Below are 26,792 nucleotides of genomic sequence, written 5' to 3' on the forward strand. Positions count from 1 at the left end.
GGTTCGGCCGTATTGAGCGGCGCAGGGTGCCAACAGCCAGCGAGCATGGTGGCCGAGACCGTTGAGGTGCTGGTTGCGTGAGCGCAGCGCTACGATGCGCAGTGCATGGCGTGAGTGCATGCCTGGCAACAAGAGGAGACACCATGAAAAGGATACTCGCGGCACTCGGGTTCGTCGTCGTCACGCTCGTCGCGTACTTCGCACTCTGGCCCGTACCCATCGAGCCCATCGCGTGGCCCGCACCGGCGATGCCTGGCTACACAGGCGCATTCGCCACCAACCAGCGGCTCGCATCACTCAAGCAGATTGACCTCAAAGGCGAGAGCGGCCCCGAGCATCTCGCGCTGGGGCGCGACGGCAAGCTCTACACGGCCGTGTCGAGCGGCAACATCCTGCGCATGAACGCCGATGGCACTGGCCTGGAAGTCTTCGCGCGGCCTGGGGGCCGCATCCTGGGTTTTGACTTTGATGCGGCCGGCAACCTGATCGGCGCTGACGCAGAGCGCGGCCTGGTGTCGGTAGCGCCCGACGGCAAGGTGACGGTTCTGGCAGACGCGGTGGATGGTGATGCGATCCGCTATGCAGACGCAGTGGCCGTGGCACGCAACGGCAAGATCTATTTCAGCGATGCATCGACACGGTTCGGCCCGCGCACGCACGGCGGCGTGTTCGAAGCGAGCGTGCTGGAAATCCTGGAAGGCGGTGCCACAGGCCGCGTGCTGGAGTACGACCCCGCGACGAAGAAGACGCGCACCATCGCCAAGGGCTTTGCGTTTTCAAACGGCGTTGCGCTCAGCCAGGACGAGCGATCGCTGTTTGTGAGTGACACAGGCCGCTATCGCATCTGGAAAGTGGACATTGCTGGAAGCGAGGGCGCCAAAGTGTTCATGGAGAACCTGCCCGGCTATCCGGACAACCTGATGCGCGGCAGCGATGGAAAGATCTGGGTCGGCCTGGTGAAGCCGCGCACGGCCGATAACGACAACCTGTCCGGCAAGCCCTTCCTGCGCAAGCTGGTGTTGCGCCTGCCGCGCGCCCTGTGGCCGCTGCCCAAGGAATACGGCCATGTGTTCGCTTTCACTGAAGACGGCAAGGTGGTGGCCAGCCTGCAGGACCCTGCGGCTGCGTACCCGGAAGCGACGGGTGTGACAGAGGTGGGTGACCGGCTGTATATCCAGAATTTGCACAGCCGCACGCTGGGGTGGATGGCGCGGTAAGCGGGCTGCTCAGCCGTGTTTGCCAGGTGCCCAGCCGCGCTCGCCGGCAGCCTGCTGCGCGACCTGGAGAGGCACTTGTTCCAGCGGCGTTGCCATCGTGTCGTTCCAGCGGTTGAGGAATCCGAACATCGCCACGACGCCAAGGATTTCAACGATCTCGCTGTCGCTCCAATGCGCTTGCAATTGCGAGAAGAGTTCGTCAGTGACGGCGTTCGGTTGTGCTGCCGCCGCCAGCGCAAAGTCGAGCGCGGCGCGTTCGCGCTCGCTGTAGAGGGGGCTGTTGGCATAGTTCCACACGTCAGCAAGCTTCTCGTCGCTGACACCGAAGTTGTGGGCGCCTAAAAGCGTATGCGCCTGGCAATACAGGCAACCCGCCGCCTTGCTCGCCACGTGCCCCACGAGCCGCCGAAAGCCAAGCTCCACCTCGCCATCTGGATCCATCACCGCTGCATTGAGCTGGGCAAAAGCCTGCACCAGCTTCGGCTTGCGTTGCATCGTCAGCACACTGTTCGGCGTGAAGCCTAGCGTGCCGAGGAAGAAGTCGAAATGGCCCTTCAGCTCGGGCGTGGTCTCGGGCGGTAGCGGTTGCAGGCGAGGCATGTGGGGCTTCTTTCGCGGGAGAGCAATCTGGTCCATCATCATAGGAGGGTGCTCCTCACCATGACGTTGCATCTGCTTTGTCTGGTTCGAGGGGAGTCCGTCGTCAATGCCATGCCCGGTGCGGCGCTTGCCGCCTCGCCCTGACACTGTCGGGCCACCGGCATGCGCGATTTCAGCCGGTGGCGCGGAATCGCCGGACAAATTGCCGGTCGATCCGGTCCTTCCAGCTCCAGACCCATGGGCCATGCCAGGCCCAGCGCCCCCACGAGGCGAAGGCGTGGCGGTTACCTGTGCTGATGAGGTAGAGCGCGCGCTGCTGCGGCTGCCACGCCTGGAGCGCGCGAGCTTCGCACGCGGCACGCAGGTTGTGGGCAAGGACCGGCCCCGCCCGGACAGCGAACACGCCGGACTTCGGGCGCGGATGCGAATAGGCGGCGATGTCCCCCGCAGCAAAAATGTGCTGATGCGACACGCTTTGGAGCGTTGGGCCGACTCGGATGAAACCGCGTTCGTCCGTGTCCAGTCCGGCCGTGCGTGGCCACGTCGGCGCTGCAGCACCTGTCACGACGAGGCAGGCGTCGAAGTCGATGGCAGCGCCATCCTCCATGCAGATGTGGTTCGGCTCGATCCGCTGGGCTTTTCGCCCGCCGAGCCAGCCGATTCCGCGCTGGGCCAGCAATGCTGCAGCTTGCCGCCGCAGCTTGTGCGGCGAGCCTTCGAGCGGCAGCACGTCCGATCCGACGAGGGTCACTCGCACATGCGACCACCCCTGCGTCATGGCGCTGTGGTGGATGCCGAACGCCAGTTCAACACCGGCGGCGCCCGCTCCGAGAATGACCAGGTCAAAGCGCCGGCAGACGCCGAGCATGCGATCGACCAGCAAGGGCCATGCGGCGACAAAGCCTTCAATCGGCCGGATCGCGAGCGCGTTCTGCGCAGCGCCGGGCAGGTCGGTGATTGCCGCCACCGGCCCCGTATCGATTGAGAGCAGGTCGAACGGCAGGTCGGCGCCGTCATCGCAGCGAAGTGAATTTCGGGTTGGATCGATTGCGACGGCAGCGGCTTGGTGGAACACGACGCCAGCACGCGCCGCCAGCTCATCGAGCGGTATCGCGCATGCCTCAATCGGGTAGTGACCGGCGATCCATCCGGGCAACATGCCGGAGTAGATCTGTCGTCTGAACGGCGTCACGAGGCGCACGTCGCAACCGGCCATGGGCCGCTCGGCAAGGCTTGCCAGCACGCCGAGCTGGGCATGGCCGCCGCCCAGAAGAATGAGACGTTTCATGCGGCGTCGCGCTTCACCGCCGGCGCCATGCATGAAAGCGCTCGACCCACGCCAGCAAGCGCTGCGGCGCATGGGCACGCTTCCAGTTGCCGGCCACGTACTTGCTGGCCTCGGCCATGGTGGGGTACGTGTGGATCGTGCCGAGAATCTTGTTCAGGCCGATGCCGTGCTTCATCGCCAGAACGAACTCGGCCAGCAGGTCGCCCGCGTGTTCGCCGACGATGGTGGCGCCAAGGATGCGGTCCTTGCCGGGCACCGTCAGCACTTTGACGAATCCCTGTGTTTCGCCATCGGCGATGGCACGGTCCAGATCGTTGAGGTGATAGACCGTGACCTCGCACGCGATGTTTTGTTCTTTCGCTTCCAGCTCGTTCAGGCCCACACGCGCGACCTCAGGATCGACAAATGTTGTCCAGGGAATCACGCGGTAATCAGCGCGGAACTTCTTGAATGGATCGAACAGCGCGTTGACTGCGGCATACCAGGCCTGGTGCGCTGCTGTGTGCGTGAACTGGTATGGCCCGGCCACATCGCCAGCCGCGTAGATATTCGGAAAGTTCGTTTGAAGATACGCATTCACTTCGACCGTGCGGCCGGTGGCGACACCCAGCTCCTCCAGCCCGAATCCCTTCAGATTGGCAGTGCGGCCGACGGCGACCAGCAACGCATCGAACGCAATGCGTACCTCGCGCTGCCCGTGTTCGGCGACCAGCACTTTTTCGCCGTCGACGACCTCGATACGCTTGGCCGTGTGATTCACGCGCACGTCGATGCCTTCGCTGCGAAACCGTGCCGTGACCAACTCCGAAGCGTCCACGTCCTCGCGCATCAGCAGGCGCGGCGCCATTTCCACCTGCGTCACCTGCGAGCCGAGGCGCGCAAAGGTTTGCGCGAGTTCGCTGCCGATCGGGCCGCCGCCCAGCACGACGAGCCGCCCGGGCCGCTGCCTCAGGTTCCAGACGTTCTCGCAGGTGAGCACTTCGACCTGCTCGATGCCGGGAATCGGCGGTATGAACGGGCGCGCGCCGGTGGCAATCACGATGCTGCGCGTGGTCAAGCGCCGAACGTCGCCGTTGGCCTGGGTCACCTCGACCTCCCACGGCGAGACGATGAGAGCGTTGCCCATGACCACGTCGACACCGAGCGAGGTGTAGCGCTCGGCCGAGTCGTGCGGAGCGATCGCCTGAATGACGCGTTGCACGCGCTCCATCGCGTCGGCGAAGTCGAAGTCGGCATGGGCCGCGCGCACGCCAAATTCAGGGGCCCGCTTCACGAGCGAAAGCAGTCTCGCGGTGCGGATCAACGCCTTCGACGGAACGCATCCGGTATTCAGGCAGTCGCCACCGAGCTGGTGTCTTTCGACCAGAGTGACTTTGGCTTTGACGGCGGCGGCGATGTAGGCAGTGACGAGGCCGGCCGACCCGCCGCCAATGACTACCAGATTGGTGTCGAAGCGGGCCGGCTTCTTCCAGTGGCGAGTCGCTTTGCGCGCCCTGAAGGCATCCATGCCTTTCTTTGCGATCAACGGAAACAGTCCCAGCATCGCCAGCGAGACAAGCACCGCTGGCGATGCCACATCGGCGAGCTTGTCGATTCGTGCGAGCTGCGTGCCAGCGTTCACATAGACAAGCGTGCCGAGCAACATCCCGATCTGGCTGACCCAGTAAAACGTCAGCACACGAATGTGCGTGACGCCCATCGCGAGGTTGATCAGGAAAAACGGGAACAGCGGAACGACGCGCAGCGTGAAGAGGTAGAACGCGCCGTCTTTGCGCACGCCCTCGTTGATCGCAGCGAGCCGTTCGCCGAAGCGGGCCTGCACCCAGTCGCGCAAGACCAGGCGCGACACCAGGAACGCGAGCGTCGCGCCGATCGATGCAGCAAACGAAGCAATGAGGCTGCCCCAGCCGAGACCGAAGATCGCACCGGCGGCGAGCGTCAGGATGGTGGCGCCGGGCAGCGAGAGCGCCGTCACGCCGATGTAGATGCCAAAGAAGGTCAGCGCCGCCACCAACGGGTTGGCGGCTCGCCATGCTTCGAGCTGGCCTTGCTGGCTCTTGATGAACTCCAGGCTCAGGTAGCGCCCGAGCCCGAGCGCGAAGAACGTGCCAACGCCCAGCGCCAGCACGGCCAGCACGCCCCAACGCTTGCCAGTGCTCATGGCTCAATTCCAGGTTGCGTTTGCGGACGGAAAGCTTTCCAGCCCCAGAAAATGCGCGTGACGATCGTCACTGCACACATCGCGGCAAAGGCAAGTGCGAGCCACGCAAAGTGCTGAGCCCACACGCACATCGCGATGAAGAACGCGAGCGTTTCGGTGGCTTCGGTCAGGCCGCCGAGAAAGTAGAACGACTTGTCCGGGTAATCGACGCTGGCCAGCCCGCGTTTGGCGGCGATCGTGGCGAACGCGAGAAAGCACGTGCCCGTGCCGACAAACGCAGCGAGCAACACGGCGGCTGCAAGCGCATTGCTGGCGGGGTTGGCAATCGCGAACGCGAGCGGTATGGACGGATAGAACAGGAAGTCGAGGCTGATGTCGAGAAAGCCGCCGCGGTCTGTCGGCGTTGTGGCACGTGCGACTGCGCCGTCGAGTCCGTCCGCAAGTCGCGAGACGACGATCAGTGCTGCCCCCAGCCAGAACGACTGCATCGCAATCGCTCCCGCAGCGGCCCAGCCGATGGCCAGGCCGGTGAAGGTCAATGCGTCGGCGCTGACACCACGGCGCACGAGATGGCGCGCGGCGATTTCGAGGGCGGGGCGGATGAGTGCGGTCGTCTGGCGATCGATCATGGTCGGTGCGGGTCCATCATGACGGTCTGTTTCGAGTCATGCGAGCATCACCACCTGAGCAGCCGCGGACCCAACGCGGCCCCTATGCCCGCTGCGGCTGCGATGCCCGCGACATACCAGATGGCCATGAACGGCAGCGCCGACTCCGGGCAATGAAAAGCGTAGATCGACGCTGCTGCCGCGCCGCTCAGCAAGCCGGCGCAGGCACCGGCGTGCGTGAGCCGCGTAGGTGCCAATTGACGCACTGCGAGAAATGCTGCGACGAAGATTGGCACCGAGAGCATCAGGACGCTCAACGTGCAGGTCTGCCAGCTCTGGCCCCACACCATCGCGGCGCGCTCCGGCGATGGCGCACCGGCGTACGCAGCAATCGCCATAAGCCACAAAAGCACGACTAGCCCCGCGATGGCCCACATGCCAGACCGGGCGCTGACGCCAGGACGCGCAAGCCGGGACAGCGTCGCGAATGCCGCGCACGCCACTGCAGCGGGGAACAGTACTTTCAACCAGAAAATCGGAACGTGGATCGCCTGTGGCAAGTCGACTCGTGCCCCCATCGTCACAAGCATCGCAAGGATTGCCAGTGGAATGCCGGCCGCCATCGCGATCGCGATTTGCCTCGACGCCGCGCGACGGGGCACGGCTGCGGTGTCTGCAGCCAGCAGTGAAATCAGGTCATCGGTTTTCATGATGTGTTCCCTGCGCGTTTGCCAAGCGCCTTCAAGCCGCGATGGATGCCCACCTTGACGGCGGACTCCGACATGCCCAATTGGGCTGCTGCCTCGGTCACCGACAGGCCCATGAGCTTGACGCATTCGATGGGTTGGCGTTGCCGGTCGGGCAGGGTCTCGAGCAAGCCGGACAGGTCACGGCGTGCGTCGCTGGCATCGTTGCTGGATTCGGCAAACACAGCCAGATCGTCATCGAGCGGATCATGCAGCGCTTCGTGCGCGGACTTTGATCGCAGCAGGTCGATCAACTTGTAGCGGGCGATCGCATGCACCCACGCCGTCAGCGGTTGATCGCTTTGGTACGTGTGGCGCTTGTTGTGCATGGCGAGCAGGCATTCCTGGACAAGGTCTTCAACTTCATCGGGCCAGCCGAACAGGCGCCTGCGCAAAAACGCACGCAAGTGCGCGCTGAGCTTTTGCAGGAAGACCTGATACGCGGCGTGATCGCCGGCCAGTCCACGAAGGAACAAGCCGTGCAGTTCTGCCTCCATGTCGCCTGGCCGGGATGGCGTTGCTTCTGTAGTTCGCGTCATCAGGTCGGACGGTTACAGCCGATCGGAAAAAAATAAGTTGGCGAATTGTGCGCTGTGCTGTAACCGGCGGGCTTCAGTTGCCGAATTACCTTCGACCGCGCCATGTGGCAGGTTCTTTTCATCAATCACTGGAGTCACCAAATCATGAACCGTTCCATTGCAATTACCGCACTCACACTCTCCGCACTAGCCGCAGGCGCAGCCATGGCCCAGGACACCAAGCCTATGGGCGACAAGATGATGGCCAGCATGGAAAAGTGCTACGGCGTAGCCTTGGCAGGCAAGAACGACTGCAAGGCAGGCGCCGGCACGACATGCGCAGGTACCTCCAAGACCGACTACCAAGGCAATGCCTGGAAGAACGTGCCGGCCGGAACCTGCACAACCATGAAGACCCCCAAAGGCACCGGATCGTTGACGGAAATCAAGTCCTGATCCGACGCGTGCGGCCATGAACTCCCACATGCTGTGCGGCCTGGGCCTCAAGCCCGAGCACTTCGACGCCGCGCTTGCCTGCACGTCGCAGGGCATGTGGTTCGAGGTGCACGCCGAGAATTACCTGGTCGCAGGCGGTCCGCGCTTGCGGCTTCTGGAGGCCATTCGCGCTGTGCACCCGCTGTCGCTGCATGGTGTGTCGATGTCGCTCGCGGGTGACGCCCCGCTCGATGTGGCACATCTGAAGCGCCTGTCTGCACTGGTGCGGCGCGTCGAGCCGGCGCTCGTGTCGGAGCACCTGGCCTGGTCGGCGTGGAACGGAATCAACGTTCCCGACCTGCTGCCGTTCCCACGCAGCAACGAAGCGTTGCGCCGCATCGTGTTGAACATCGACCAGACGCAATCTGCACTCGGCCGCACAGTGGCTATCGAGAACCCGTCTCACTATCTGCGCATCGACGGCCACGAGTGGGATGAAATCGAGTTTCTGCAGGAGCTGGTTCGCCGCACCGGATGCAGCTTGCTGCTCGATGTGAACAACGTGTTCGTCTCGTCGCGCAATCTCGGGTTTGATGCGTTCGCCTACCTCGATCGTTTTCCGGCCGCAAGCATCCAGGAAATTCATCTGGCCGGCCACACAGAGGATCCTGCGCTGGGTCATGCTTTGCTGATCGACTCGCACGACGCACCGATTGCACCCGATGTGTGGGAGCTGTATCGGCATCTGGTCGAGCGCATTGGCCCCCGGCCAACGCTGATCGAGCGCGACGGCAACGTCCCCACATTCAACGCATTGCTCGGTGAGTGCGAGATGGCCACGGCCGAGTTGCGCCGGGTCGCCGAACCGATCGAGCAGCCCACATGAACGGCGCGCTGGCCGGCTTTCAGTCACGCTTTGCCAATGCGTTGTTCGACCTGGATGCAACGTGTGAGCTGGCGGTGCAGCCTGCATTCGCGGTATATCGCAACACGGTGATGAGCGGCTGCGTCGACGCCCTGCAGGCGAACTTTCCGAGTGTGGTCAGGCTCGTCGGCGTCGAGTGGTTTCGAGCCGCCGCCGCAACATTCGCTCGGGCCCAACCGCCGGATGACGGTCGACTGTTGATGTACGGATCGGCGTTCGCCGACTTTCTTGCCGGGTTCGAGCCTGCGCGCGACTTTCCCTATCTTGGGGGTGTAGCGCGGCTGGACTGGCTGTGGATCGAAGCGCATACCGCAGCGGATGCGGTCGCGGTCGATGCCGCGTGGTTGGCGACCTTGTCGCCGGATGAACTCGGCTGTGTGTGCCTGCGACCGCATCCGGCCGCGCGCTGGCGCGTTTTCGACGATTTGCCGATCTATTCGATCTGGGCGACCAATCGCGCCGGCATCGACAGCACGCAAGAGATCGTCTGGCGAGGTGAAGGCGCCTTGCTGACCCGGCCCGTCGACGCCGTGACCTGGCAGGCCCTTGAGCGTTCCGGCGCTGCCTTTCTCGACGCATGTGCACAGGGCTGCCTGCTGGCTGAGGCCGCAGGCGCTGCGCTGGACGTTGATGCCAGTGTCGACATCGCTGCACTGCTGGCGCATTTGTTGTCGTCAGGTGCCTTGACAGCTGCGCATCCGAACGAAACGAGACCTACATGAATCATCCAACGAACAAGTTCGCAGACCACTGGAGTGCAACGGCCGGCTTTCTGTCGCGATGGATCGGACACGATCTGCTGGCGCTGACTGCACGAGTCTCGATCGCGGCCATTTTCTTTCTTTCAGGCCGCACGAAAGTTGATGGCTTCTTGCACATCACAGACGGTGCGTACGAACTATTCCGCAGCGAATACAAATTGCCCCTCATCCCACCAGAAGTCGCAGCGCATGTGGCGGCCTACGCAGAGCATGTGTTTCCGCTCCTGTTGGTCCTCGGACTCATGACCCGACTGTCTGCGCTGGCACTGCTGGGAATGACATTGACAATCCAGTTGTTCGTCTATCCGGACGCCTGGCCCACGCACCTGTCGTGGGCGGCGTTGCTGCTCTACCTTGTTGGCCGCGGTGCAGGTGCGCTGTCGCTGGACAAAGCACTCAAGCTGGCTTGATCGCCGGGCTGTGGCCTCGAATGGTTCGAGCACGCGACCTACGGCTTAAGAGTCCGCTGCTCTTTTGCCTGCGAGAGAAGACCTGGCTGGCACAAAGGCAAATCGAGCACCGTAAAGCAACGGTATACAATCTGGATATGATCAAGACGTGGCGACACAAAGGGGTGCAAGCCTTCTTCGAGACCGGCACGAAAGCAGGTATTCAGGCAAATCATGTTGCGCGTCTGGGCGGTCAGCTCAGGCGCTTGAATGTTGCGCGTGCCCCTCAGGACATGAACGTGCCGGGCTGGAAGTTGCATTCCCTGAAGGGAAACTTGAGGGGTCACTGGGCCGTGTGGGTCAGTGGAAACTGGCGCATGACCTTCACATTCGAGAACGGCGATGCCGTCCTGGTTGACTACCAGGACTATCACTGAAGGAGTAGCGATGGCACAAATGTTCAATCCCCCGCATCCCGGCCTCACGCTGCGCGATGACGTGTTGCCTGCATTGGGGCTCAGCGTGACTGACGCAGCTGCGCAACTTGGCGTCACGCGAGTGGCGCTGTCGCGTGTGCTCAATGGGCGGGCCGCGATCTCGCCTGAGATGGCGCTGCGCCTGGAGGCATGGCTCGGTGTGGAAAACGGCGGCGCGGCCCATCTTTGGCTGGCGGAGCAAAGCGCTTACGACGAATGGCAGGCCCGCAAGGGGCTGAAGGCGCGGCCGCTACGCGTGAAGCGGGCATTGGTGCCTGCCTGAACTGCAATGAAAAAAGCCTGCTACCCATCACAGGTAGCAGGCTTTTCAAAGTCCCTTTCGGGATTCAGTGGTGGGCCCTGAGTGACTCGAACACTCGACCTACGGATTAAGAGTCCGCTGCTCTACCAACTGAGCTAAGAGCCCACTGAAATCAATTTGTTGCTGTGGTGGAGAGGAGGAGGATCGAACTCCCGACCTTCGCATTGCGAACGCGACGCTCTCCCAGCTGAGCTACCCCCCCACAGCTGCGCGAATTCTATCAAAGATGCGCGCAACGCCGAGAAGGCAGAGCTGGATTATGCCAAAACTGCAGACCGCTTTTCCAACGCCGTGCTGCTATGCGCAAACATCGCCTCCATCTCCTTGCGGATCTTGTACGCGTGGGTGCCCGTGTCCATCGCCACATCAGCCCATGTGAGGCTCTGGCCCTTGCGCACGGCTCGCGTCACTTTCACGTCATGCGCCAGGCCCAACGGCAATCCGCCAATGGCTGCTGACTTGTCTGCGGGCAACAACTTGCCCCACACGGTGTAGCCGCCTTCGCCATCCAGCATGTCGCCGGGCACCAGGTCTTTCTTTGCGGTGGCAACCACATCGGCGTTCCAGCAGGTTGCAACGCCGGTGGCTTCGCCGCGCAACGCGACGCTCGCGACCGACATGCCCACTTCCAGCCCGATCAGATGCCAGCGCTTGTAGAGCGTGAAGTAGCGCCCGCTCGGGTCGGTGTGCGCGTTGTATTCCTCGAAGCAGTTCTTGATGTACTCCGTCTCTGCTTCAACGGTGACCCACACGCCCATGCGGATGTCATACGGAATCTTGCGGCCGTTCGTCTCCAGTGACGAGATCACTTCGACCATGCCTTTGCGCTCGAGCACGCCGCCTTCGCTGATGGGCCGCGTGACAAACGGAATGTCTTCGACGCTGGCAGGCGGGTAGAGCAGGCCGTTGCTCGGCACTGTGAGGCCGGTTGCGTTGGCTACGGCCGTGCTCTCAATCGATGGCTTCGATCCATCCAGAAAGCTGTTGAACATTTTCGGGTTGAGGCCGCCGCGCTGCGCCTGCTCGGGCGTGAGGCCGTAGTAGCCCCACACGGTCAGCGGTGTCGATTCGCAAAAGTGCGGCAGCCACTTGTGGCCGCGGCCCGCCGCCACCACCGGAAAGCCGCAGGTGCGCGCCCAATCGACCAGGTCGCAGATCAGCGCAGGCTGGTCGCCGAAGGCCAGCGAATAGATCACGCCTGCCTGCTTCGCCTTGCGTGCGAGCAGCGGGCCGCAGAATGCGTCGGCCTCCACCGTGACGTTCACGACGTGTTTGCCATTCGCAAACGCTTCAAGGCAATGGTCGACGGCCGCAATCGGGTGCCCCGTACATTCGACGATCACGTCGATCGCCGGGTGTGCAACCAGCGCACGCCAGTCTTCACTGATGTGTGTGGTGCCTTGCTTGATTGCGTCTTCGAGCGAGGTGGCTGTTGTCTGCTCCGGCTTCCATCCCACTCGCGCGAGGTTGGTGCGCGCGCCGTCGGGTGAAAGATCGGCGATGCCCACCAGGTGCACGCCGGGTGTGCGCGGGATCTGCGCGAGGTACATCGAACCGAATTTGCCCGCGCCGATCAGGCCGACGCGAATGGGCTGGTGGTCGGCGGCGCGTTGCAGGAGTTGGGTGTGAAGGCTCATGCGCCAACGGTAAAAGGTTTGGCGCGCCATCGCAAGCTGGCTTGTCCGCCCTGTGACAAGATCGCATGAAACACGACGAGGCTGCAATGACACAACCCAAAGACGGCGCCTGGCACGACGCGATGTACAACAACCGCGCACTGGTGCCTGAATACCCCGAGCACTTTCGCCGCTGGGCCAGTGCATCGGCCGACGCGATGCGTTCGCTCGACCGCGAGCTTGATGTGCGATACGGCGGCGGCCAGAACGAGCACCTCGACATCTTCCACGGCGGCGACCGCGACGCGCCGGTGCTTATCTTCATTCACGGCGGCTACTGGCGCGCGCTCGACAAGCGCGACCACCTCTTTGTTGCGCCGCCGTTCGTCAAGCAAGGCGTGTGCGTGGTCATTCCCAACTACGCGCTCGCACCGGCGGTGACGGTGCCGCAGATCGTGATGCAGATGGTTCATGCCGTCGCGTGGACGTGGCGGCACATTGCACGCTACGGGGGCGATCCGAATCGCATCACCGTGGCGGGGCATTCAGCAGGCGGGCACCTCGCCGCAATGATGATGGCGTGCCTCTGGCGTGTGTATGGCCGCGACTTGGCCGGCGATGTGGTCAAGGGTGCCATCGCAGTGTCGGGCTTGCACGATCTTGATCCGATCATGCGTGCGCCGTTTCTTCAATCGACGCTGCACCTCACGCGCGAGCAGGTTCGCAAGGCGAGCCCGGCGTTGCTGCCGCCACCGGCGAGCGGCAAGCTCATCACGGTGTGCGGCGCTGATGAAAGCCTTGAATATCACCGGCAAAACCAGCTCATCCGCACTGCGTGGGGTGACGATCGTGTGCCGGTGTGCGAACTGTTACCCAACCGCAATCACTTCACTGCGCTCGATGCACTGGTTGAGCCCGAACATCGCCTGCACCAGCAGGCCATGCAACTGATCAACGGCTGATTGCGAACGCGCGGCAAGCCCGTGTCTGACACGGCGTAGGACACGGCCTGCGCCGTGATGTGCGCTACCGTACAGACCGGCAGTTCAGGTTCGCGCACTCTCTTGCTACTCACCCGACTCACAAGCTCTGGAGCGTCCAGAGCCTTGATGTGTCGGGGATACCGCCAGGGAGGTGAAGATGTTTATTGTTCGCACGCGCAGGCAGCGCTGGGTGCTTCGAGGCAATTTGTCATTGGCGGCGCTTGCCTTTTGCCAGGTCGCCGCTGCGCAACAACCGCCCGGTGCAGGCAGCCAGTTGCTCCAGATTCCCGCTGCACCCGTGCAGCCGCGCACCGCGCCGCAAATGCGCATCGAGGAACGCACGGCTTCAACGCCGGTCACTTCTGATGAGGTCAAGCTGCGCGTGCAGTCATTGCGCGTGACTGGCAGCACGGCCTTTACCGAACCGGCGCTGGTCGAGTTGACGGGATTCGTTGCGGGCTCTGAACTGACGCTGTCGCAGTTGCAGGCCATGGCTGAAAAGATCACCGGGCTGTATCGCCGCAACGGCTACTTCGCAGCGCATGCGTATGTGCCGGCGCAGGAGATCAAGGATGGTGCTGTTCACATCGCCGTGAGCGAGGGCCGCTATGGTGCCATCGCGCTGCGCAACAACACGAATCTGTCAGACAGCATTGCGCAGGGTGCGCTCGATGGCGTAAACCGGGGCGACCTGATCCTGGCTGAGCCACTTGAGCGCCATTTGTTGCTGCTGTCCGACTTGCCCGGCATCACGCTGAACTCCACGCTGGCGCCGGGCGCTGTGGCTGGCACGTCGGACCTGCTTGTGGAAGTGTCGCCAGGCGCACGCGTGAACGGCAGCATCGACATCGACAACGGCGGCAGCCGCTTCACTGGCCGCTATCGCATTGGCGCGACGGTGAACGTGAATGAGCCGCTGGGCCTGGGCGATGTTGCGAGCCTGCGGCTGCTCACCTCGGGCCACGGATTGCAGTACGCACGCGCCTCGTGGCAGCGGCAGCTTGGCCGTGGCCAGGTGGGCGTGGCCTACAGCTGGCTCGGCTACGAGTTGGGTGAAGAGTTCGCGCCGCTGGGTGCGCACGGCACGGCGCGAGTGGCCAGCGTGTTTGGCCGCTATCCGCTCATGCGTTCGCGCAACAGCAACATGTATGCACAGCTCGGCTTTGACTGGAAGACGTTCAACGACCGTATCGATGCGACCGGCAGTGAGATTGACCGCAAGTCGCGCGTGCTCACGGCCAGCGTATTTGGAGACCGCACTGACGCTGAAGGCGGTGGCTACACGACCTACTTCGCGGGCCTGTCAGCGGGCTCGCTCGACATCGAGACGCCATCGGCGCGCGCTGCCGACGCATTGACCGCACGGGCGAACGGCGGCTTCAGCAAGATCGTTCTGAATGCCACCCGCACGCAGCGCTTGGGCAGCGGGCCGCTCTCGATCTACGGCTCCATCGGCGGGCAGCTCGCCTCCAAAAACCTGGACTCGTCAGAAAAGCTGGTGCTCGGCGGCACCGGTGGTGTCCGTGCTTATTCGGAAGGCCAGGCGTATGCCGATGAAGGCGTGCTGGTCAGTCTTGAATTGCGCGACGACTTGCCGCGATTCACTTCGCTGCCGGGGTACATGCAGCTGGTCGGCTTTGTCGATGCGGCCAGCGTGACCATTGACCACAGCCCGTGGGTAGCTGGCAGCAATCACCGCACGCTCAGCGGTGCAGGTGTGGGCGTGAACTGGAGCGATCCGGGCAACTTCCTGGTGCGCGCCTATTACGCGCACACGCTCGGTGGCAAGGCCGCGCCACCGTATTCGGATCGCGCCGGGCGCTTTTACTTCCAGCTGGTCAAGTACTTCTAAAAAGATCAGGGAGACCTCATGAATCGCCAACATACCCTTCGCCAGACGGCGCGTGTTCAGTCACGCAGCTTTTCACGTGGCTTTTCACGGCATCCGCTCGCGGTTGCCGTCGCACTCGCTTTCATGGCCGTGGGCCAGCTCGTGCATGCAGCACCTGCTGGCGGCACGGTTGCAGCCGGTGCGGCAACCATTTCCACCAACGGCACCACCACCACCATCCAGCAAGCCACGCCCAACGCGGTGCTGAACTGGCTGAGCTTTGGCATCAGCGCCGGCGAGACGGTGCGCTTCGTGCAGCCGGGTGCGAATTCCGTTGCGCTCAACCGCGTGCTCGGGCCTGACCCGTCGGCGATTTTCGGCAACCTCACGTCGAACGGAAAAGTGTTTCTCGTCAACCCGAACGGCATCCTGTTCGGTGCGGGCGCATCGGTGAATGTGGGCAGCCTTGTCGCATCGACGCTGGGTATCGCCGATGCGGACTTCATGGCGGGCCGCTACCGCTTTGCCGGCGCAGGCATTGGCACCGTGGTGAATGAGGGCACCATCACGGCCGCCGACGGCGGCTACGTGGCCCTGCTGGGTGCCAACGTGCGCAATGAGGGCACGGTGTCTGCGCGCATGGGCACGGTGGCGCTGGCAGGTGGCGACGCGATCACGCTCGACATGGCTGGCGACAAGTTGCTGAACGTCGTGGTGGACCGTGGCGCTGTCGATGCGCTGGTGCAAAACGGCGGCGTGATTCGCGCTGACGGCGGCTTTGCGTTGATGACGACGCAGGCGGGGGGCAGCTTGCTGTCCACCGTTGTCAACAACACCGGCGTGGTGCAAGCCCGCACAGTTGAAAACCGCGACGGGCGCATCGTGCTGCTGGGCGACATGCAATCGGGCACGGTGAACATTGCAGGCACGCTTGACGCCAGCGCGCCTGATGGCGGCAAGGGCGGCTTCATCGAAACGTCTGCAGCCAAGGTCACTGTGATGCCGTCGGCCCACATCACGACCGCCGCGGCGAGCGGGCAGACTGGCAACTGGCTCATTGATCCGTTCGACTTCACCATTGGCGCTGGTGGCGACATCACGGGCGCGGCATTGAGCATGACGCTCACTTCCAGCAACGTCACGATCAAGACGGCCGACGGCAGCGCCGGCATCAACGGCGACATTCTGGTGAACGAGGCGATCAGCTGGACGGCTGTGCCCGGCACGAGCCCGACCACGCTGACCATGAATGCGTTTCGCGACGTGATCGTCAAGCCTGGCGCGACCATCACGGCGGTGGACGGCAACCTGGAAATTTGCTGTGGCCGCGACATCACGATCGGCGCAACGATGAACATCACGCGCGGCAGCTTGCTGCTGAGCGCGGGCCGCAACGTCAGCGCCTCAGCGCCGATCACTGTGACGAACGGCAACATCACGATGTGCGCTGCGAACGACGTGACGGTGAGCGGCGCCATCACGCTGACCAACGGCACATCGGATCCGCTGCGCAGCCTGGGGCTGCAGCGCGGGCTCGTCTTCAGCGCTGGCACTGGCGGCACCGGAAGCGGCACGGTCAACATGACTGGTGCGCCGGCGAGCGTGACTGTCACAGGCGCTGATGCGACTGATGCGCCGGTGAACATCTACTACAACCCGACTTCGTACACGACGCCCACCGACTACATGGGCACCGGCAAATTCGTGCTGTCGATTCCGGGCACGCTGCACTCGCACATGCTGGTGTTCGCCGATGGCGGCAGCAAGACGTTCGATGGCACGACAGCGATCACGTTGAGCGGGCTGGTTGGCTCGCCCGATGGCGTGAGTCTTGTCGCCGGGCCGGGTGCGCAGGCCAGCTTCGACACAAGTGTTGTGGGCACAGGCAAGTCGATCACGTATTCGGGCTACACGCTCACGGGGCCGCGAGCGGCTGAGTACGCATTGGCGGTTGCATGTTGCGGGCCGGCGGTAGCAAAGACCACCGGCGTGATCATTGCGCCGACGCCTGCGCCGACGCCTGCGCCGACGCCTGCACCGACACCCGCGCCGACACCCGCGCCGACGCCTGCACCGACGCCTGCACCGACGCCCGCGCCGACGCCTGCACCGACGCCTGCACCGACGCCCGCACCGACGCCCGCACCGACGCCCGCACCGACGCCAGCACCGACGCCAGCACCGACGCCAGCACCGACACCCGGGCCGACACCAGCGCCTACGTCTGCACCGACGCCCGCCCCGACGTCTGCGCCGACACCAGTACCCACACCGGGGCCGACACCGGGGCCAACGCCAGCACCGACACCACCGCCAGTCCGCCCGCTCATGCCCGTGGTGACGGTGCCGTTCGACAGCACGTGGCCCGACGTTGTCGTGGTGCGCGAACACGTGCCGCAAACGGTCGTCGTCGTCGTGCCCGAGCAGGTGGTCTTTGTGCCAGCGCCGACGCCAGTGCCCGCACCGGTGGTCATCGTGCCGGCACCACTCGTGCCCAAGCCGTCACGCAACTGACGGGCATTGCGGGGCCACCGCCGCGGGCGCGGCCTTCAGTCTGCCGCTGGCTCAGGCCTGCGGCAGCTGCACCGTCGGGATGGCGGCCGGGTCTTGCACGATCTGCCGCTGCGGCAGGTAGTGCAGCAGCAGGTCCGTCTCGCGCTTGACGCTGGCATAGCACTCGCAGCTCAGCACCTCCAGCCGCTTGCGGTCGAGCACGGTGATCAGGCCGCGCTGGTAGGCGATCACGCCGAGCTTTTCAAGCTTCGCCGCCGCAACGCTGACGCCCGAGCGACGCACGCCCAGCATGTGGCTGATGAACTCCTGCGTCATGGTCAGCCGGTTTTGAACGAGCGAGCGGCTCGGCGTGCTCTCGCCGCCCATGTACAAGGTGATGCCAAGCAAGCCCTCGTTGCCCACCACCGAGATTGCCGTGGACGCGCCGTTTTCCATCACGTACTGCAGCGAGATGATCGAGTCCGTCGGAAAGTAAACGTGCCGCATGGCGCGCCCGGCCTCGTACATCACCGAGCGCAATGGCAGCTCAGCCAGTTCAAGGTGAGGAAACAGGCGGCCCTGCACCTCGGGTGAGAGGGCGGCAAGCAGGTGGTTCTGCGCGGGCTGCGGCTCCCGCCCCCGGGTGTGCCGCGCTTTGCCGTCAACGGCACGATTGCTCATGGCGGCCAGTGTAGTGGCTGGCACACGTTGCAACGCGCGCCGCTACATCAGCTCGCGTTGAAGCTGGTCGAAGACCAGTGCCCGTCACTCCACGGTTGACCTGTGCGCCGCTTTGCGTAGCTGAGCCGCCGATCGGGGATTTATGCGCGGCAGCGCAGGAGCGCACCCATGCCTGGGAAGCTGAAGGTCAACGACATCACCGAGCTCTTGCTTCAGTCGCCGCAGCGTGGGCAAGGTTTCACCCGGCGCAAAGACGGTGGCTTTGACGCCATCTTTCAGGACAAACGTCAGAGCGCCGAATCCAAGGTCGCGCATGTATTCGAACATTTGCCCTTGCTCGTACAAGCTGTCTTCACCCTCAAAGAGGTTGTGCTGTATGACTAGTGCAGTGTTCCTGGCTGATTGGGCGCGCCGCAACAGGTCCGTGGCGTCAGCAATGCAGTCGGGCGATAGGTTCGGCTGATCCGGGTCCGGCGGAAAGTAGGTGAATCCTCGGAGCACCAGGTCGTAGAGAAAGTCCGGCTCGTCGCATGCAACCGAGACGACGTGACCCAACCCTGTGCTCATGACCGCAAATCGGCTTGCATCGACAAACGCCTTTCCATCGCGGCGGTCTTCGCGGTTGTACGCCGCCCTCTTGATGTGGATTTGCTCGTTCTCAAGCACCTTGGCGAGATGCCCAGTCACGTGCGGGTTGTCTACAGGCAATTCCGCGACTGTTCGCGCGACCTCCTTGCTCAACTGGTCGCGTACGCCGTTTTCGAGCATGAAGTCCATTTGGGCGTCATGGGGGCATCGCGGATCCGACATCATCTCGCGGAAGAAATCGATTTCCTCGCCAGATCGAACCGCGCCCTCGAGCAACTGGGCCACCATCTCTGCGTTCAGCGGTTGTTCATGGCACTCGGCCGCAATAGCGCAACCGATTTGATCGCCTGTGCGCACAAGGTGCGGGTCAGTGCGCAATGCATGGACAACGGTGGAAAGAACCTTTGGTCTCTCGATTCCCGCTGCTTGTTGCGGCGACCTCCGTGATGACGCAGGGGCGATGCTCACTTGTGCCTGCGAACATTGGCCTTTGTACTCAGGTGTCCGCGAGAGATGGGCCTGGTAGCCAGTGGATTGGTGGGGGCGTGCGGCTCTTTGACCAGGTGTGGTTTGCATGACCTTGGCAACATTCGTATGGAGTGAACGAATCGTGCGACTGAACGCACGCTTTGCCAATCTATACGAATGTACGCACGACCTGGTGACGCGCTACATCAGCAGATGCTCGCCCGCGTTGTCCCCACCGAGGATCACGTAGTTCACTTTGCGGATGTCATTGAGCTTGCGCCCGCCCGCATAGCTGATGGAGCTTTGAATGTCTTCTTCCATCTCGCGCAGCGTGTCGGCGAGCTTGCCCTTCACGGGCTCGAGGATGCGCTTGCCTTCAACGTGGCGGTACTCGCCCTTGTTGAAGTCGGACGCGCTGCCGTAGTACTCCTTGAAGAGCTTTCCATCGACATCGACTGTTTCGCCGGGTGACTCTTCGTGGCCTGCGAGCATCGAGCCGATCATCACCATCGTTGCGCCAAAGCGCACGCTCTTGGCGATGTCGCCGTGCTCGCGAATGCCGCCGTCCGCAATGATCGGCTTGGTTGCCACACGCGCACACCACTTCAGCGCAGACAACTGCCAGCCGCCCGTGCCAAAGCCCGTCTTCATGCGTGTGATGCAGACCTTGCCCGGGCCGATGCCGACCTTGGTTGCGTCGGCGCCCCAGTTTTCCAGGTCGATGATGGCCTCGGGTGTGCCGACGTTGCCTGCGATCACGAAGGTGGAGGGCATCGTGGCTTTGAGGTGCGTGATCATGTCGCGCACGCTGTCGGCGTGGCCGTGCGCGATGTCGATCGTGACGTACTCGGGCACGTGGCCTTCGGCCGCCATCTGGTTGACGGCGTCGTAGTCGGCCTTCTTCACGCCGACGGAAATCGAGGCGTACGCGCCCTTCGAATGCATCTCGCGCACGAAGGCCACGTTGTCGATGTCGAAGCGGTGCATCACGTAGAAGTAGCCGTGCTCGGCCAGCCACAGGCAGATGGGCTCGTTGACCACGGTCTTCATGTTGGCCGGCACGACGGGGATGCGGAAGGTGCGCCCGCCCAGCTCCACGCCGGCGTCGCATTCAGAGCGGCTTTCCACGCGGCATTTGCGCGGCAGCAGCAAGACGTTGTCGTAATCGAAAATTTCCATGATCCAGCTCCGGTGAAGTCGTTGCACAACGAATTGAGCGCTTGGATCGGACCCGGGCTTTCGTGGGGCACGGCGATAGGGCCGAGGTACAAAAGCAAACCGGGCCGCAATATGCTTGGGCCCGGTGCTTGATTCTAAACGCGCGTCTTCGCGTTTGTGTGCTGCGTCTTTTTGGCCGCCTGCGCCTACGGCTTCACCACGACCTCGCCCACGCGCACTGTCTCGCGGCCTTGCGTGAGACGCAGCGTCAACCACTCATCCTTCGCAGCCGCAGTACCAAACCCCGTCGAGACGCGCACCATCACCGTCGTGCCGCCGCTGAGCACCTGCTGGTTGTGCCCGTAGAACTGTGCCTGCACGACGTACTTGCCGGGCTTGGGATGGCGGATGGCGTATTCCTCCGGGCCATAGCCGCCTGTCGCATCGGGGCTCACGGCGCCACCCTGGAACGTACGGCGGTTGCCGTAGTTCGCAAGCTCGCCATTCGGGTCAGTCACCCACAGGTCGATGTCCGTGTCGTCGGTGTCCCAGGCCATCACCACGCGCAAGCCCAGCGGCATGTTGCGGCGCAGCCGTGCATCGACACGCGACATATCCAGCGCCGGACCATCGGCCTGTGCCTGCGCCGCAATCGCATTGAGCTCCGCCAGCGCAATCATGTTGATGCCAGCGAAGCGCCCGTGCCATGGACGCGACACGACTTCCCATAGCGCGTTCACAGCGCGTTGCTGCTGGCCGGTCTGTGCAAGCGAAAGGCCCAGGTCACGCCACGACTGCGGCTCGTTCGGGGCCAGCTCGGTGATGCGCTCGAACACGGGAACAGCCAGCTCATCGCGCCGCGCCTGCACCAGGCGATAGGCGTACAGCCGCAACAGCTGCCGGTTCTCCAGGTTCATCTCTGCCAGGTTCGACAGGATGCGCAGTGCAAGCTCGTTCTGGCCGCGCTCGAAGAACAGCGACGCGGCATCGATGAAGAACGCGCTGCTGCTCGTGTGGCGGCTGCGCTCGTCGATGTAGGTGGCGTACAGGCGGTCGGCAGGCGCATCGGCGAGGCGGCGCAGGTAGGGCGCGTCGGCTGTCCAGGGTTGCAACGCAATGGTCGATTGCGCAGGCGCACTCGGTGCGCGTGCGAGGCTGTCGCTGCTCGCGCTCTTGGCGACGGCTGACTCGGCCATCTGGCGCGCAGGTGCTGGAGGCGCCATGGGCGCGGCTGAAGGTGCCGCAACGCTAGGCGTGGGCGGGGCATTCCACTTGTCGGCGAACGCGGGCTCAGCGCGACGCTCCCTGGCCTGATCACGAGCCATCCCTCCCACGGCAGCAGGCCCGCGCGACAGTTGCTGCGCTTCGTCCTTGTTCTCCTTGCGCGCGTCCTTGCGCGGCTCTTTCGGCCAGTCGCGTTCCCACCATTGCTGGCGCTCGTCGAACTGCCTCACCATGTTGGCGATGTGTGCCTGCTTTTGCTGCGCGAGTTGTGTGGACTGGTTTTGCCGCAGACGCGCGACTTCGTCGGCGAGCTCGGGTGGTGCGGGCAAGTCATAGCGCGCGTTGTCGAAGGCCTGTTCCAGCACGATCAGTGAGCTGTTGGGGCCCACGAGGCCGTGCGTCGCCGCAATCTGTTCGAGCTCTGCACGATGTACAGCGGGGTTCTCCGCCAGTTCGGCAGACCGCCATTGCGCCCACTGCTGGCCGGGCCATTTGCCGGCGCGCGCCTGGCGTGCATTCACATTGAAAGCGATCACGCGCTTGCGGCCATCGGGATGCACCATGTGTACGTCAACGCGCGTTTGCGTGTCGGTCAACTCGCCTGCAACGGCAATGCGTCCTTCGCGAATGCGCAGGCTTGGCGCAACGAGCCGCTCCGCGCCCAGGCTCGACACATGATCAACGCGCCAGCCGTAGAACTGCATCGCGCGTAGCGCCTGCTCAGTGGGTAGCAGGCTCACGTCGATCATGGCGCCGCCGGTGCGCTCGGCCAGCCGCGTCAGGCGCGGCGTGTCGGTGGCCGGTGCGCCGCTGATGGCAAACACCGGCGCGGTGCTGGCGTAGCCGATCGCGCGTTTGCCATCAGTCATGAGGCCATCGGACACCAGCAGTGTTGCGTCGGCATCCGCAGGAATCGGGAGTTGGTCGAAGTTGCTCGATCCGTCGAAGGGCTCGGCGCGCAACGCGGCCAGCAGCTCGTCCCAGCGGCCGCCCGTGACGGTGAAGCGCCATGCAGCCTCAACGCGATTGCGCACGACGAGCAGCGACACCTGCAGGGGCTGGCGCAGGCTCTTGAAGTAGGCATCGAGCAATGGCAGCACGCGCGCCTGCGAGCCTGCGGCCGAGCCCGATGCGTCCCACACGAGCGCAATGTGTTTCGGCTCGGTGCGGCGCACCAGCTCGTCTTTCATCGCAAGTTGCCCCGCGAAGTACGGGCGGCCTGCCGTCTCGCCGACCATCACCTGCGGCGCCGCACTGGTGCGCACTGCCATCTGCAACCAACCCGCAGGCCCCTGCGGCGCTGTCCACGCTGTGCGCTGCAGGCGCAGCACCATGCCGTCGAACTCGGGCTGCAGGCTCGCCTCGGCGGGCGCTTGCAGCAACTCGATGTCCTGCTGGCGCAACCCACTCGCGCGCACCTGCAGTTGCAGCTGGCCCACGGCCTGCGAAAACACCAGCGGCACACGCACGATGGCGCGGCCCTGCAACTGCGGCAAGGTCTCGCTGATGGTGAGCTGCACGCGCCGCTCACCGCCACCAGGAATGGGGTACACGCGCAGCTTGTATTGATTGCCCGCAGTGGCTTCGAGCAGGCCCGGGTCCACGCGGCGGCGGCGGATGTCTTCAAAAATCTCCTGGCCGCGCGCTTTCGCGACAGGCACAGCATCGCGCAGGCGGCCATTCACATCGAGCGCGAAGCCCGTCACGACCTGGCCTTCGAGCAGCGGGAACTGCAGCTCGCCTTCGAGCACGCGCGGGTTGGGGTTGAACAGCCGCAGCTCGATGCGCGACTGGGCTTGTCTACCGAACACGTCGGTGTCTATCGTCACGGCGCGCAGCTGGATGGGTTGTGCGTTGCCTTGCACCGTGATGATGGGCGGTCGCCAGTCTAGAGGCGGCGGCATCTTGATGCGTTGCGGCATCAGCACCGGCGAGGTTGCCAGTGCGGGCAGCGCGGTGGCGCAGGCAGCGAGCCACCCCGCGATTTGCAGGACGCCCCGGCGCCGCCACGTGGGTGTTGGGTGTTCCATCAGCCTTCTCCATTTGATTGAGGACATGGCTCTTACGGGCGGGCACCCTGCGCGGGGTTAAGCCCGCGAAAAAATAGTTGCAGGCGCTGCGCCTATTGCGTGGCGTCGCAGCGCGATTGGGCGGCCGCCACGATGCGGCCACGCGCGTCTTCCACCCAGCCCACCACACGCATGCGCTGCGGGTTCGCGCCCTCCGGAAGGTTCATCGAACGGCTTTCGATGCGCCGCATGCGCTCCTCTCTTGATAGCGGCTGATCGTTATTCCATGTGGCCTGCAAGACGTTGCGAACCAGGTTTCGCTCGACAGGCGAGCCTTCGATGCCCGCTGGTACTGTCTCCACCAGCGCGAGCCACGCCGTCCACGGGCCGCCGGTGCCGGGTTTGAGTTCAATGGACGCAGCCACGTAGCCGTTGAAAGCCAGCCCCTGCGCAACACGAAGTGAGCGCGGCTGCTTCACGACGGCAGCGCGAAGCGTGGCTGCTTCGGCAGGCGGGGCCTGCTTCAACGCCGCGAGCCGCTGCACGGCATCGCGCCTGGCAACGGAAGACAACGGTGCGTCGTCACCGCGCGAGCCGGGCAAGACCCAGTCGAGCGCAACCTCACCTTTGCCGGCGGCAGGCGTTTTTGCGTCAGACCAGCAGCCCTGGCAGTCGGCGTTGATGAAGCGCTCGACCAGCGCAGCGGGCCGCGCAACGCCATCGCTGGAACACGACGATTGCGCGTGCAGCGCAGGTACTGCGGCCAGCGCGGCAGCAAGCACGCAGATACGGGGAAAGAGGCGGCTCATTCGTGACACTTTGTTCGTTCCTACAATGGCATATGTTCCCAGAAGTCGCTTCGCAATCCCCACTCTTACAAAACCTCAACGACGAGCAGCTCGCTGCGGTCACCCTGCCCAATGAGCACGCGCTGATTCTGGCGGGTGCCGGCTCTGGCAAGACGCGCGTGCTCACCACGCGCATCGCATGGTTACTGTCCACCGGCCAGGTCTCGCCCGGTGGCGTGATGGCGGTGACGTTCACCAACAAAGCGTCAAAAGAAATGATGACGCGCCTGCAGGCGATGCTGCCCGTGAACGTGCGCGGCATGTGGATCGGCACCTTCCACGGCCTGTGCAACCGCTTTTTGCGCGCGCACTGGAAGCTCGCCAACCTGCCGCAGGGCTTCCAGATTCTGGACACGCAAGACCAGCTGTCGGCCATCAAGCGGGTGATGAAGCAGTTCAACGTCGATGAAGAGCGGTTTCCGGCAAAGGAAACGCAGTGGTTCATCGCCGGTTGCAAGGAAGACGGCCTGCGGCCCAACGTGGTGGAAACGCGCAGCGACGACGACCGCCGCAAGGTCGAGATCTACCAGCTCTATGAAGACCAGTGCAACCGCGAAGGTGTGGTTGATTTCGGTGAGCTGATGCTGCGCAGCTATGAGCTGCTGCGCGACAACGACCCGATTCGCGAGCACTACCAGCGGCGGTTTCGGCACATCCTCATCGACGAGTTCCAGGACACGAACAAGCTGCAATACGCATGGATCAAGATGCTCTCGGGCCTGGCGAATGACGGCCAGATGCATGAGGCAGGCTCGGTGTTTGCAGTGGGTGACGACGACCAGAGCATCTATGCCTTTCGCGGTGCGCGCGTGGGCAATATGGCCGACTTCGTCAGCGAATTCCGCGTGCGCCACCAGATCAAGCTCGAGCAGAACTACCGCAGCCACAGCAACATTCTTGATTCAGCGAACGAGCTGATCAGCCACAACAAGAAGCGCCTGGGCAAGAACCTGCGCACCGATCAAGGCCCCGGCGAACCCGTGCGCGTGTACGAAGCGCCGACAGACCTCGCAGAAGCGCAGTGGATGGTCGAAGAGATGCGGCATCTGGTGCGAGGCGAGGGCGCAGAGCCCGGCGTGCCGCGCCATGAAATTGCGGTGCTCTATCGCAGCAATGCGCAAAGCCGGGTGATTGAAACGGCGCTGTTCAACGCTGCAGTTCCGTATCGTGTGTATGGCGGCCTGCGATTTTTCGAGCGTGCGGAAATCAAGCACGCGCTGGCGTATTTGCGTTTGCTCGAAAACCGCAACGACGATACGAGCTTTTTGCGTGTGGTGAATTTCCCGCCGCGCGGCATTGGCGCACGCAGCATCGAGCAGGTGGTGGACGCTGCGCGCGTCGCAGGTTGTTCACTGCACGACGCGGTGAGCGCGACCACGGGCAAGGCCGGCGCGAACCTCACGGCATTCGTCGCCAGAATCGACGCCATGCGCGAGCAGACGGTCAACCTCTCGCTGCGCGAAATCATCGAGATCATGCTGCAGGAGTCGGGCCTGATTGCTCATTACAAGAGCGAGCGCGATGGCGCGGACCGTATCGAGAATCTGGAAGAACTCGTGAACGCGGCGGAGAGCTTCGTCACGCAGGAAGGCTTCGGGCGCGATGTGGTGGCCATGCCTGTCGATGAACTCAGCCCGGGCATGCTGCGGCAGTCGCCCGCGAGCCAGGGGCTGGACCCGAGCCAGCCCGAGGTGAACGAGCCTGCACCCGACTACGTGCCGCCTGATGCGGAGACGGGCGAGACGTTGTCGCCACTTGCCGCCTTTCTGACGCATGCGGCGCTGGAGTCGGGCGACAACCAGGCGCAGGCGGGGCAGGACGCCATCCAGCTCATGACCGTGCATGCGGCCAAGGGCCTCGAATTTGATTGCGTGTTCGTGAGCGGGCTGGAAGAAGGCCTGTTCCCGAGCGAGCGGTCGATGACGGAGATCGAAGGCCTCGAAGAAGAGCGACGGCTGATGTACGTGGCGATCACGCGGGCGCGCAAGCGGCTGTACCTCAGCTACTCGCAAACTCGTTTGCTGCATGGCCAGACGCGCTACAACGTGCGCACACGCTGGTTCGACGAGTTGCCCGAAGGCGCGCTCAAGTGGCTCACGCCCAAGAACCAGAACTTCGGCGGCTCGGCTTTTGGCTACGGCTCAGGCTATCCATCGACGCGCTCCAATGGCTTTTCCAGCGGCTTTGCTTCGCGCGAGACCTTCGCAAGCCCGCAAGTGCCGGCGCAAAAGACCGAGCCGTCGCATGGCCTGAAAGCCAAGATGAAAGTGTTCCACACCAAGTTCGGTGAGGGCACGGTGATTTCGCTCGAAGGCCAGGGCGCTGATGCGCGCGCGCAGGTGAACTTTCCGCGGCACGGCATCAAGTGGCTGGCGCTCAGCGTTGCCAAGCTCACGCCGGTGACGTGAGCATCACGCGGCTGGCCATTGCGTGAAGTAGTTCAGGTC

General features: G+C 63.8%; 23 protein-coding genes and 2 tRNA genes. 11 read left to right on the top strand and 14 right to left on the bottom strand.

The genetic code is table 11. The annotated features are described in order from the left end of the window. Nucleotides 1-143: 143 nt before the first annotated feature. Nucleotides 144-1,217: an SMP-30/gluconolactonase/LRE family protein gene (locus GHT07_RS05110; RefSeq protein ID WP_153583987.1), complete on the top strand. Its 1,074-nt coding sequence runs from the start codon at nucleotides 144-146 to the stop codon at nucleotides 1,215-1,217. 9 nt (nucleotides 1,218-1,226) lie between these two features. Here the strand turns inward: GHT07_RS05110 and GHT07_RS05115 are convergent, their stop codons facing one another. The 6 genes from GHT07_RS05115 to GHT07_RS05140 all read right to left on the bottom strand — a co-directional run bounded on the left by GHT07_RS05115 (nucleotide 1,227) and on the right by GHT07_RS05140 (nucleotide 7,159). Continuing rightward, nucleotides 1,227-1,817 carry a carboxymuconolactone decarboxylase family protein gene (locus tag GHT07_RS05115; protein ID WP_153583988.1) on the bottom strand — a complete coding sequence of 197 codons (591 nt, stop codon included), beginning with the start codon at nucleotides 1,815-1,817 and terminating at the stop codon, nucleotides 1,227-1,229. Nucleotides 1,818-1,989: 172 nt separating this feature from the next. Continuing rightward, nucleotides 1,990-3,105: an FAD-dependent oxidoreductase gene (locus GHT07_RS05120; RefSeq protein ID WP_194792826.1), complete on the bottom strand. Its 1,116-nt coding sequence runs from the start codon at nucleotides 3,103-3,105 to the stop codon at nucleotides 1,990-1,992. Between the two features lie 13 nt (nucleotides 3,106-3,118). After that, nucleotides 3,119-5,266 carry an FAD-dependent oxidoreductase gene (locus tag GHT07_RS05125; RefSeq protein WP_153583990.1) on the bottom strand — a complete coding sequence of 716 codons (2,148 nt, stop codon included), beginning with the start codon at nucleotides 5,264-5,266 and terminating at the stop codon, nucleotides 3,119-3,121. Next, entirely contained in the window at nucleotides 5,263-5,895 is a 633-nt protein-coding gene (locus GHT07_RS05130; RefSeq protein WP_153583991.1) for a CDP-alcohol phosphatidyltransferase family protein, read from the bottom strand. Before GHT07_RS05130 ends, GHT07_RS05125 begins: the two co-directional genes overlap by 4 nt. Nucleotides 5,896-5,942: 47 nt before the next feature. Further along, on the bottom strand, nucleotides 5,943-6,584 hold the full coding sequence (locus GHT07_RS05135) for an NrsF family protein (protein WP_194792827.1): 642 nt from the start codon (nucleotides 6,582-6,584) through the stop codon (nucleotides 5,943-5,945). After that, nucleotides 6,581-7,159, bottom strand: a complete 579-nt coding sequence (locus tag GHT07_RS05140; protein WP_194792828.1) for a sigma-70 family RNA polymerase sigma factor — start codon at nucleotides 7,157-7,159, stop codon at nucleotides 6,581-6,583. The genes GHT07_RS05135 and GHT07_RS05140 overlap by 4 nt, the downstream gene beginning before the upstream one ends. 144 nt (nucleotides 7,160-7,303) lie before the next feature. On the opposite strand from GHT07_RS05140, the gene GHT07_RS05145 reads away from it, so the two are divergent. The 6 genes from GHT07_RS05145 (at nucleotide 7,304) to GHT07_RS05170 (ending at nucleotide 10,407) form a co-directional block, all read left to right on the top strand. After that, nucleotides 7,304-7,594: a BufA1 family periplasmic bufferin-type metallophore gene (locus GHT07_RS05145; protein WP_153583993.1), complete on the top strand. Its 291-nt coding sequence runs from the start codon at nucleotides 7,304-7,306 to the stop codon at nucleotides 7,592-7,594. 16 nt (nucleotides 7,595-7,610) lie between these two features. Next, a complete protein-coding gene (bufB, locus tag GHT07_RS05150) occupies nucleotides 7,611-8,459 on the top strand; it encodes an MNIO family bufferin maturase (protein WP_153583994.1) in 849 nt (282 codons plus the stop codon). Then, nucleotides 8,456-9,220, top strand: coding sequence for an HvfC/BufC N-terminal domain-containing protein (locus tag GHT07_RS05155; protein ID WP_153583995.1), 765 nt, complete (start codon nucleotides 8,456-8,458; stop codon nucleotides 9,218-9,220). Before bufB ends, GHT07_RS05155 begins: the two co-directional genes overlap by 4 nt. Beyond that, entirely contained in the window at nucleotides 9,217-9,669 is a 453-nt protein-coding gene (locus GHT07_RS05160) for a DoxX family protein (RefSeq protein WP_153583996.1), read from the top strand. The genes GHT07_RS05155 and GHT07_RS05160 overlap by 4 nt, the downstream gene beginning before the upstream one ends. Nucleotides 9,670-9,806: 137 nt before the next feature. Further along, complete coding sequence (locus tag GHT07_RS05165) at nucleotides 9,807-10,085, top strand: type II toxin-antitoxin system RelE/ParE family toxin (protein WP_153583997.1); 279 nt, start codon at nucleotides 9,807-9,809, stop codon at nucleotides 10,083-10,085. A gap of 10 nt (nucleotides 10,086-10,095) precedes the next feature. Beyond that, nucleotides 10,096-10,407, top strand: coding sequence for a HigA family addiction module antitoxin (locus tag GHT07_RS05170; RefSeq protein ID WP_153583998.1), 312 nt, complete (start codon nucleotides 10,096-10,098; stop codon nucleotides 10,405-10,407). A gap of 68 nt (nucleotides 10,408-10,475) precedes the next feature. On the opposite strand, the gene GHT07_RS05175 is transcribed toward GHT07_RS05170, so the two are convergent. The 3 genes from GHT07_RS05175 to GHT07_RS05185 form a co-directional block, all read right to left on the bottom strand. Then, a tRNA-Lys gene (locus GHT07_RS05175) sits at nucleotides 10,476-10,551 on the bottom strand. A gap of 21 nt (nucleotides 10,552-10,572) precedes the next feature. Further along, nucleotides 10,573-10,648: transfer RNA gene (locus tag GHT07_RS05180), tRNA-Ala, on the bottom strand. Between the two features lie 55 nt (nucleotides 10,649-10,703). Further along, entirely contained in the window at nucleotides 10,704-12,083 is a 1,380-nt protein-coding gene (locus GHT07_RS05185; protein WP_153583999.1) for an NAD(P)H-dependent oxidoreductase, read from the bottom strand. Nucleotides 12,084-12,169: 86 nt separating this feature from the next. Here GHT07_RS05185 and GHT07_RS05190 point away from each other — a divergent pair, with 86 nt between their 5' ends. From GHT07_RS05190 to GHT07_RS05200, 3 genes are all read left to right on the top strand, one after another. Then, nucleotides 12,170-13,024, top strand: a complete 855-nt coding sequence (locus GHT07_RS05190) for an alpha/beta hydrolase (RefSeq protein WP_153584000.1) — start codon at nucleotides 12,170-12,172, stop codon at nucleotides 13,022-13,024. Between the two features lie 178 nt (nucleotides 13,025-13,202). Further along, on the top strand, nucleotides 13,203-14,897 hold the full coding sequence (locus GHT07_RS05195) for a ShlB/FhaC/HecB family hemolysin secretion/activation protein (protein ID WP_153584001.1): 1,695 nt from the start codon (nucleotides 13,203-13,205) through the stop codon (nucleotides 14,895-14,897). An 18-nt stretch (nucleotides 14,898-14,915) separates the two neighbouring features. Further along, nucleotides 14,916-17,390, top strand: a complete 2,475-nt coding sequence (locus tag GHT07_RS05200) for a two-partner secretion domain-containing protein (protein WP_153584002.1) — start codon at nucleotides 14,916-14,918, stop codon at nucleotides 17,388-17,390. Between the two features lie 51 nt (nucleotides 17,391-17,441). Here the strand turns inward: GHT07_RS05200 and GHT07_RS05205 are convergent, their stop codons facing one another. The 5 genes from GHT07_RS05205 to GHT07_RS05225 all read right to left on the bottom strand — a co-directional run bounded on the left by GHT07_RS05205 (nucleotide 17,442) and on the right by GHT07_RS05225 (nucleotide 24,306). Beyond that, nucleotides 17,442-18,050, bottom strand: coding sequence for a Crp/Fnr family transcriptional regulator (locus GHT07_RS05205; RefSeq protein ID WP_153584003.1), 609 nt, complete (start codon nucleotides 18,048-18,050; stop codon nucleotides 17,442-17,444). Between the two features lie 84 nt (nucleotides 18,051-18,134). Then, entirely contained in the window at nucleotides 18,135-19,106 is a 972-nt protein-coding gene (locus GHT07_RS05210; RefSeq protein WP_153584004.1) for a hypothetical protein, read from the bottom strand. A gap of 201 nt (nucleotides 19,107-19,307) precedes the next feature. Beyond that, complete coding sequence (locus GHT07_RS05215) at nucleotides 19,308-20,285, bottom strand: GMP reductase (protein ID WP_153584005.1); 978 nt, start codon at nucleotides 20,283-20,285, stop codon at nucleotides 19,308-19,310. 185 nt (nucleotides 20,286-20,470) lie between these two features. Then, nucleotides 20,471-23,518, bottom strand: coding sequence for a VIT domain-containing protein (locus GHT07_RS05220; RefSeq protein WP_194792829.1), 3,048 nt, complete (start codon nucleotides 23,516-23,518; stop codon nucleotides 20,471-20,473). 92 nt (nucleotides 23,519-23,610) lie between these two features. After that, nucleotides 23,611-24,306 (bottom strand): hypothetical protein, encoded by a 696-nt coding sequence (locus GHT07_RS05225; RefSeq protein ID WP_228488190.1) that lies wholly within the window; start codon nucleotides 24,304-24,306, stop codon nucleotides 23,611-23,613. Between the two features lie 32 nt (nucleotides 24,307-24,338). Between GHT07_RS05225 and GHT07_RS05230 the strand changes: the two genes are divergently transcribed. Continuing rightward, complete coding sequence (locus tag GHT07_RS05230) at nucleotides 24,339-26,753, top strand: UvrD-helicase domain-containing protein (protein WP_153584007.1); 2,415 nt, start codon at nucleotides 24,339-24,341, stop codon at nucleotides 26,751-26,753. The last annotated feature ends 39 nt before the right edge of the window (nucleotides 26,754-26,792 follow it).

It is taken from the genome of Caenimonas koreensis DSM 17982, assembly GCF_009646335.1.
GTDB classification, from domain to species: Bacteria; Pseudomonadota; Gammaproteobacteria; order Burkholderiales; family Burkholderiaceae_C; genus Ramlibacter; species Ramlibacter koreensis.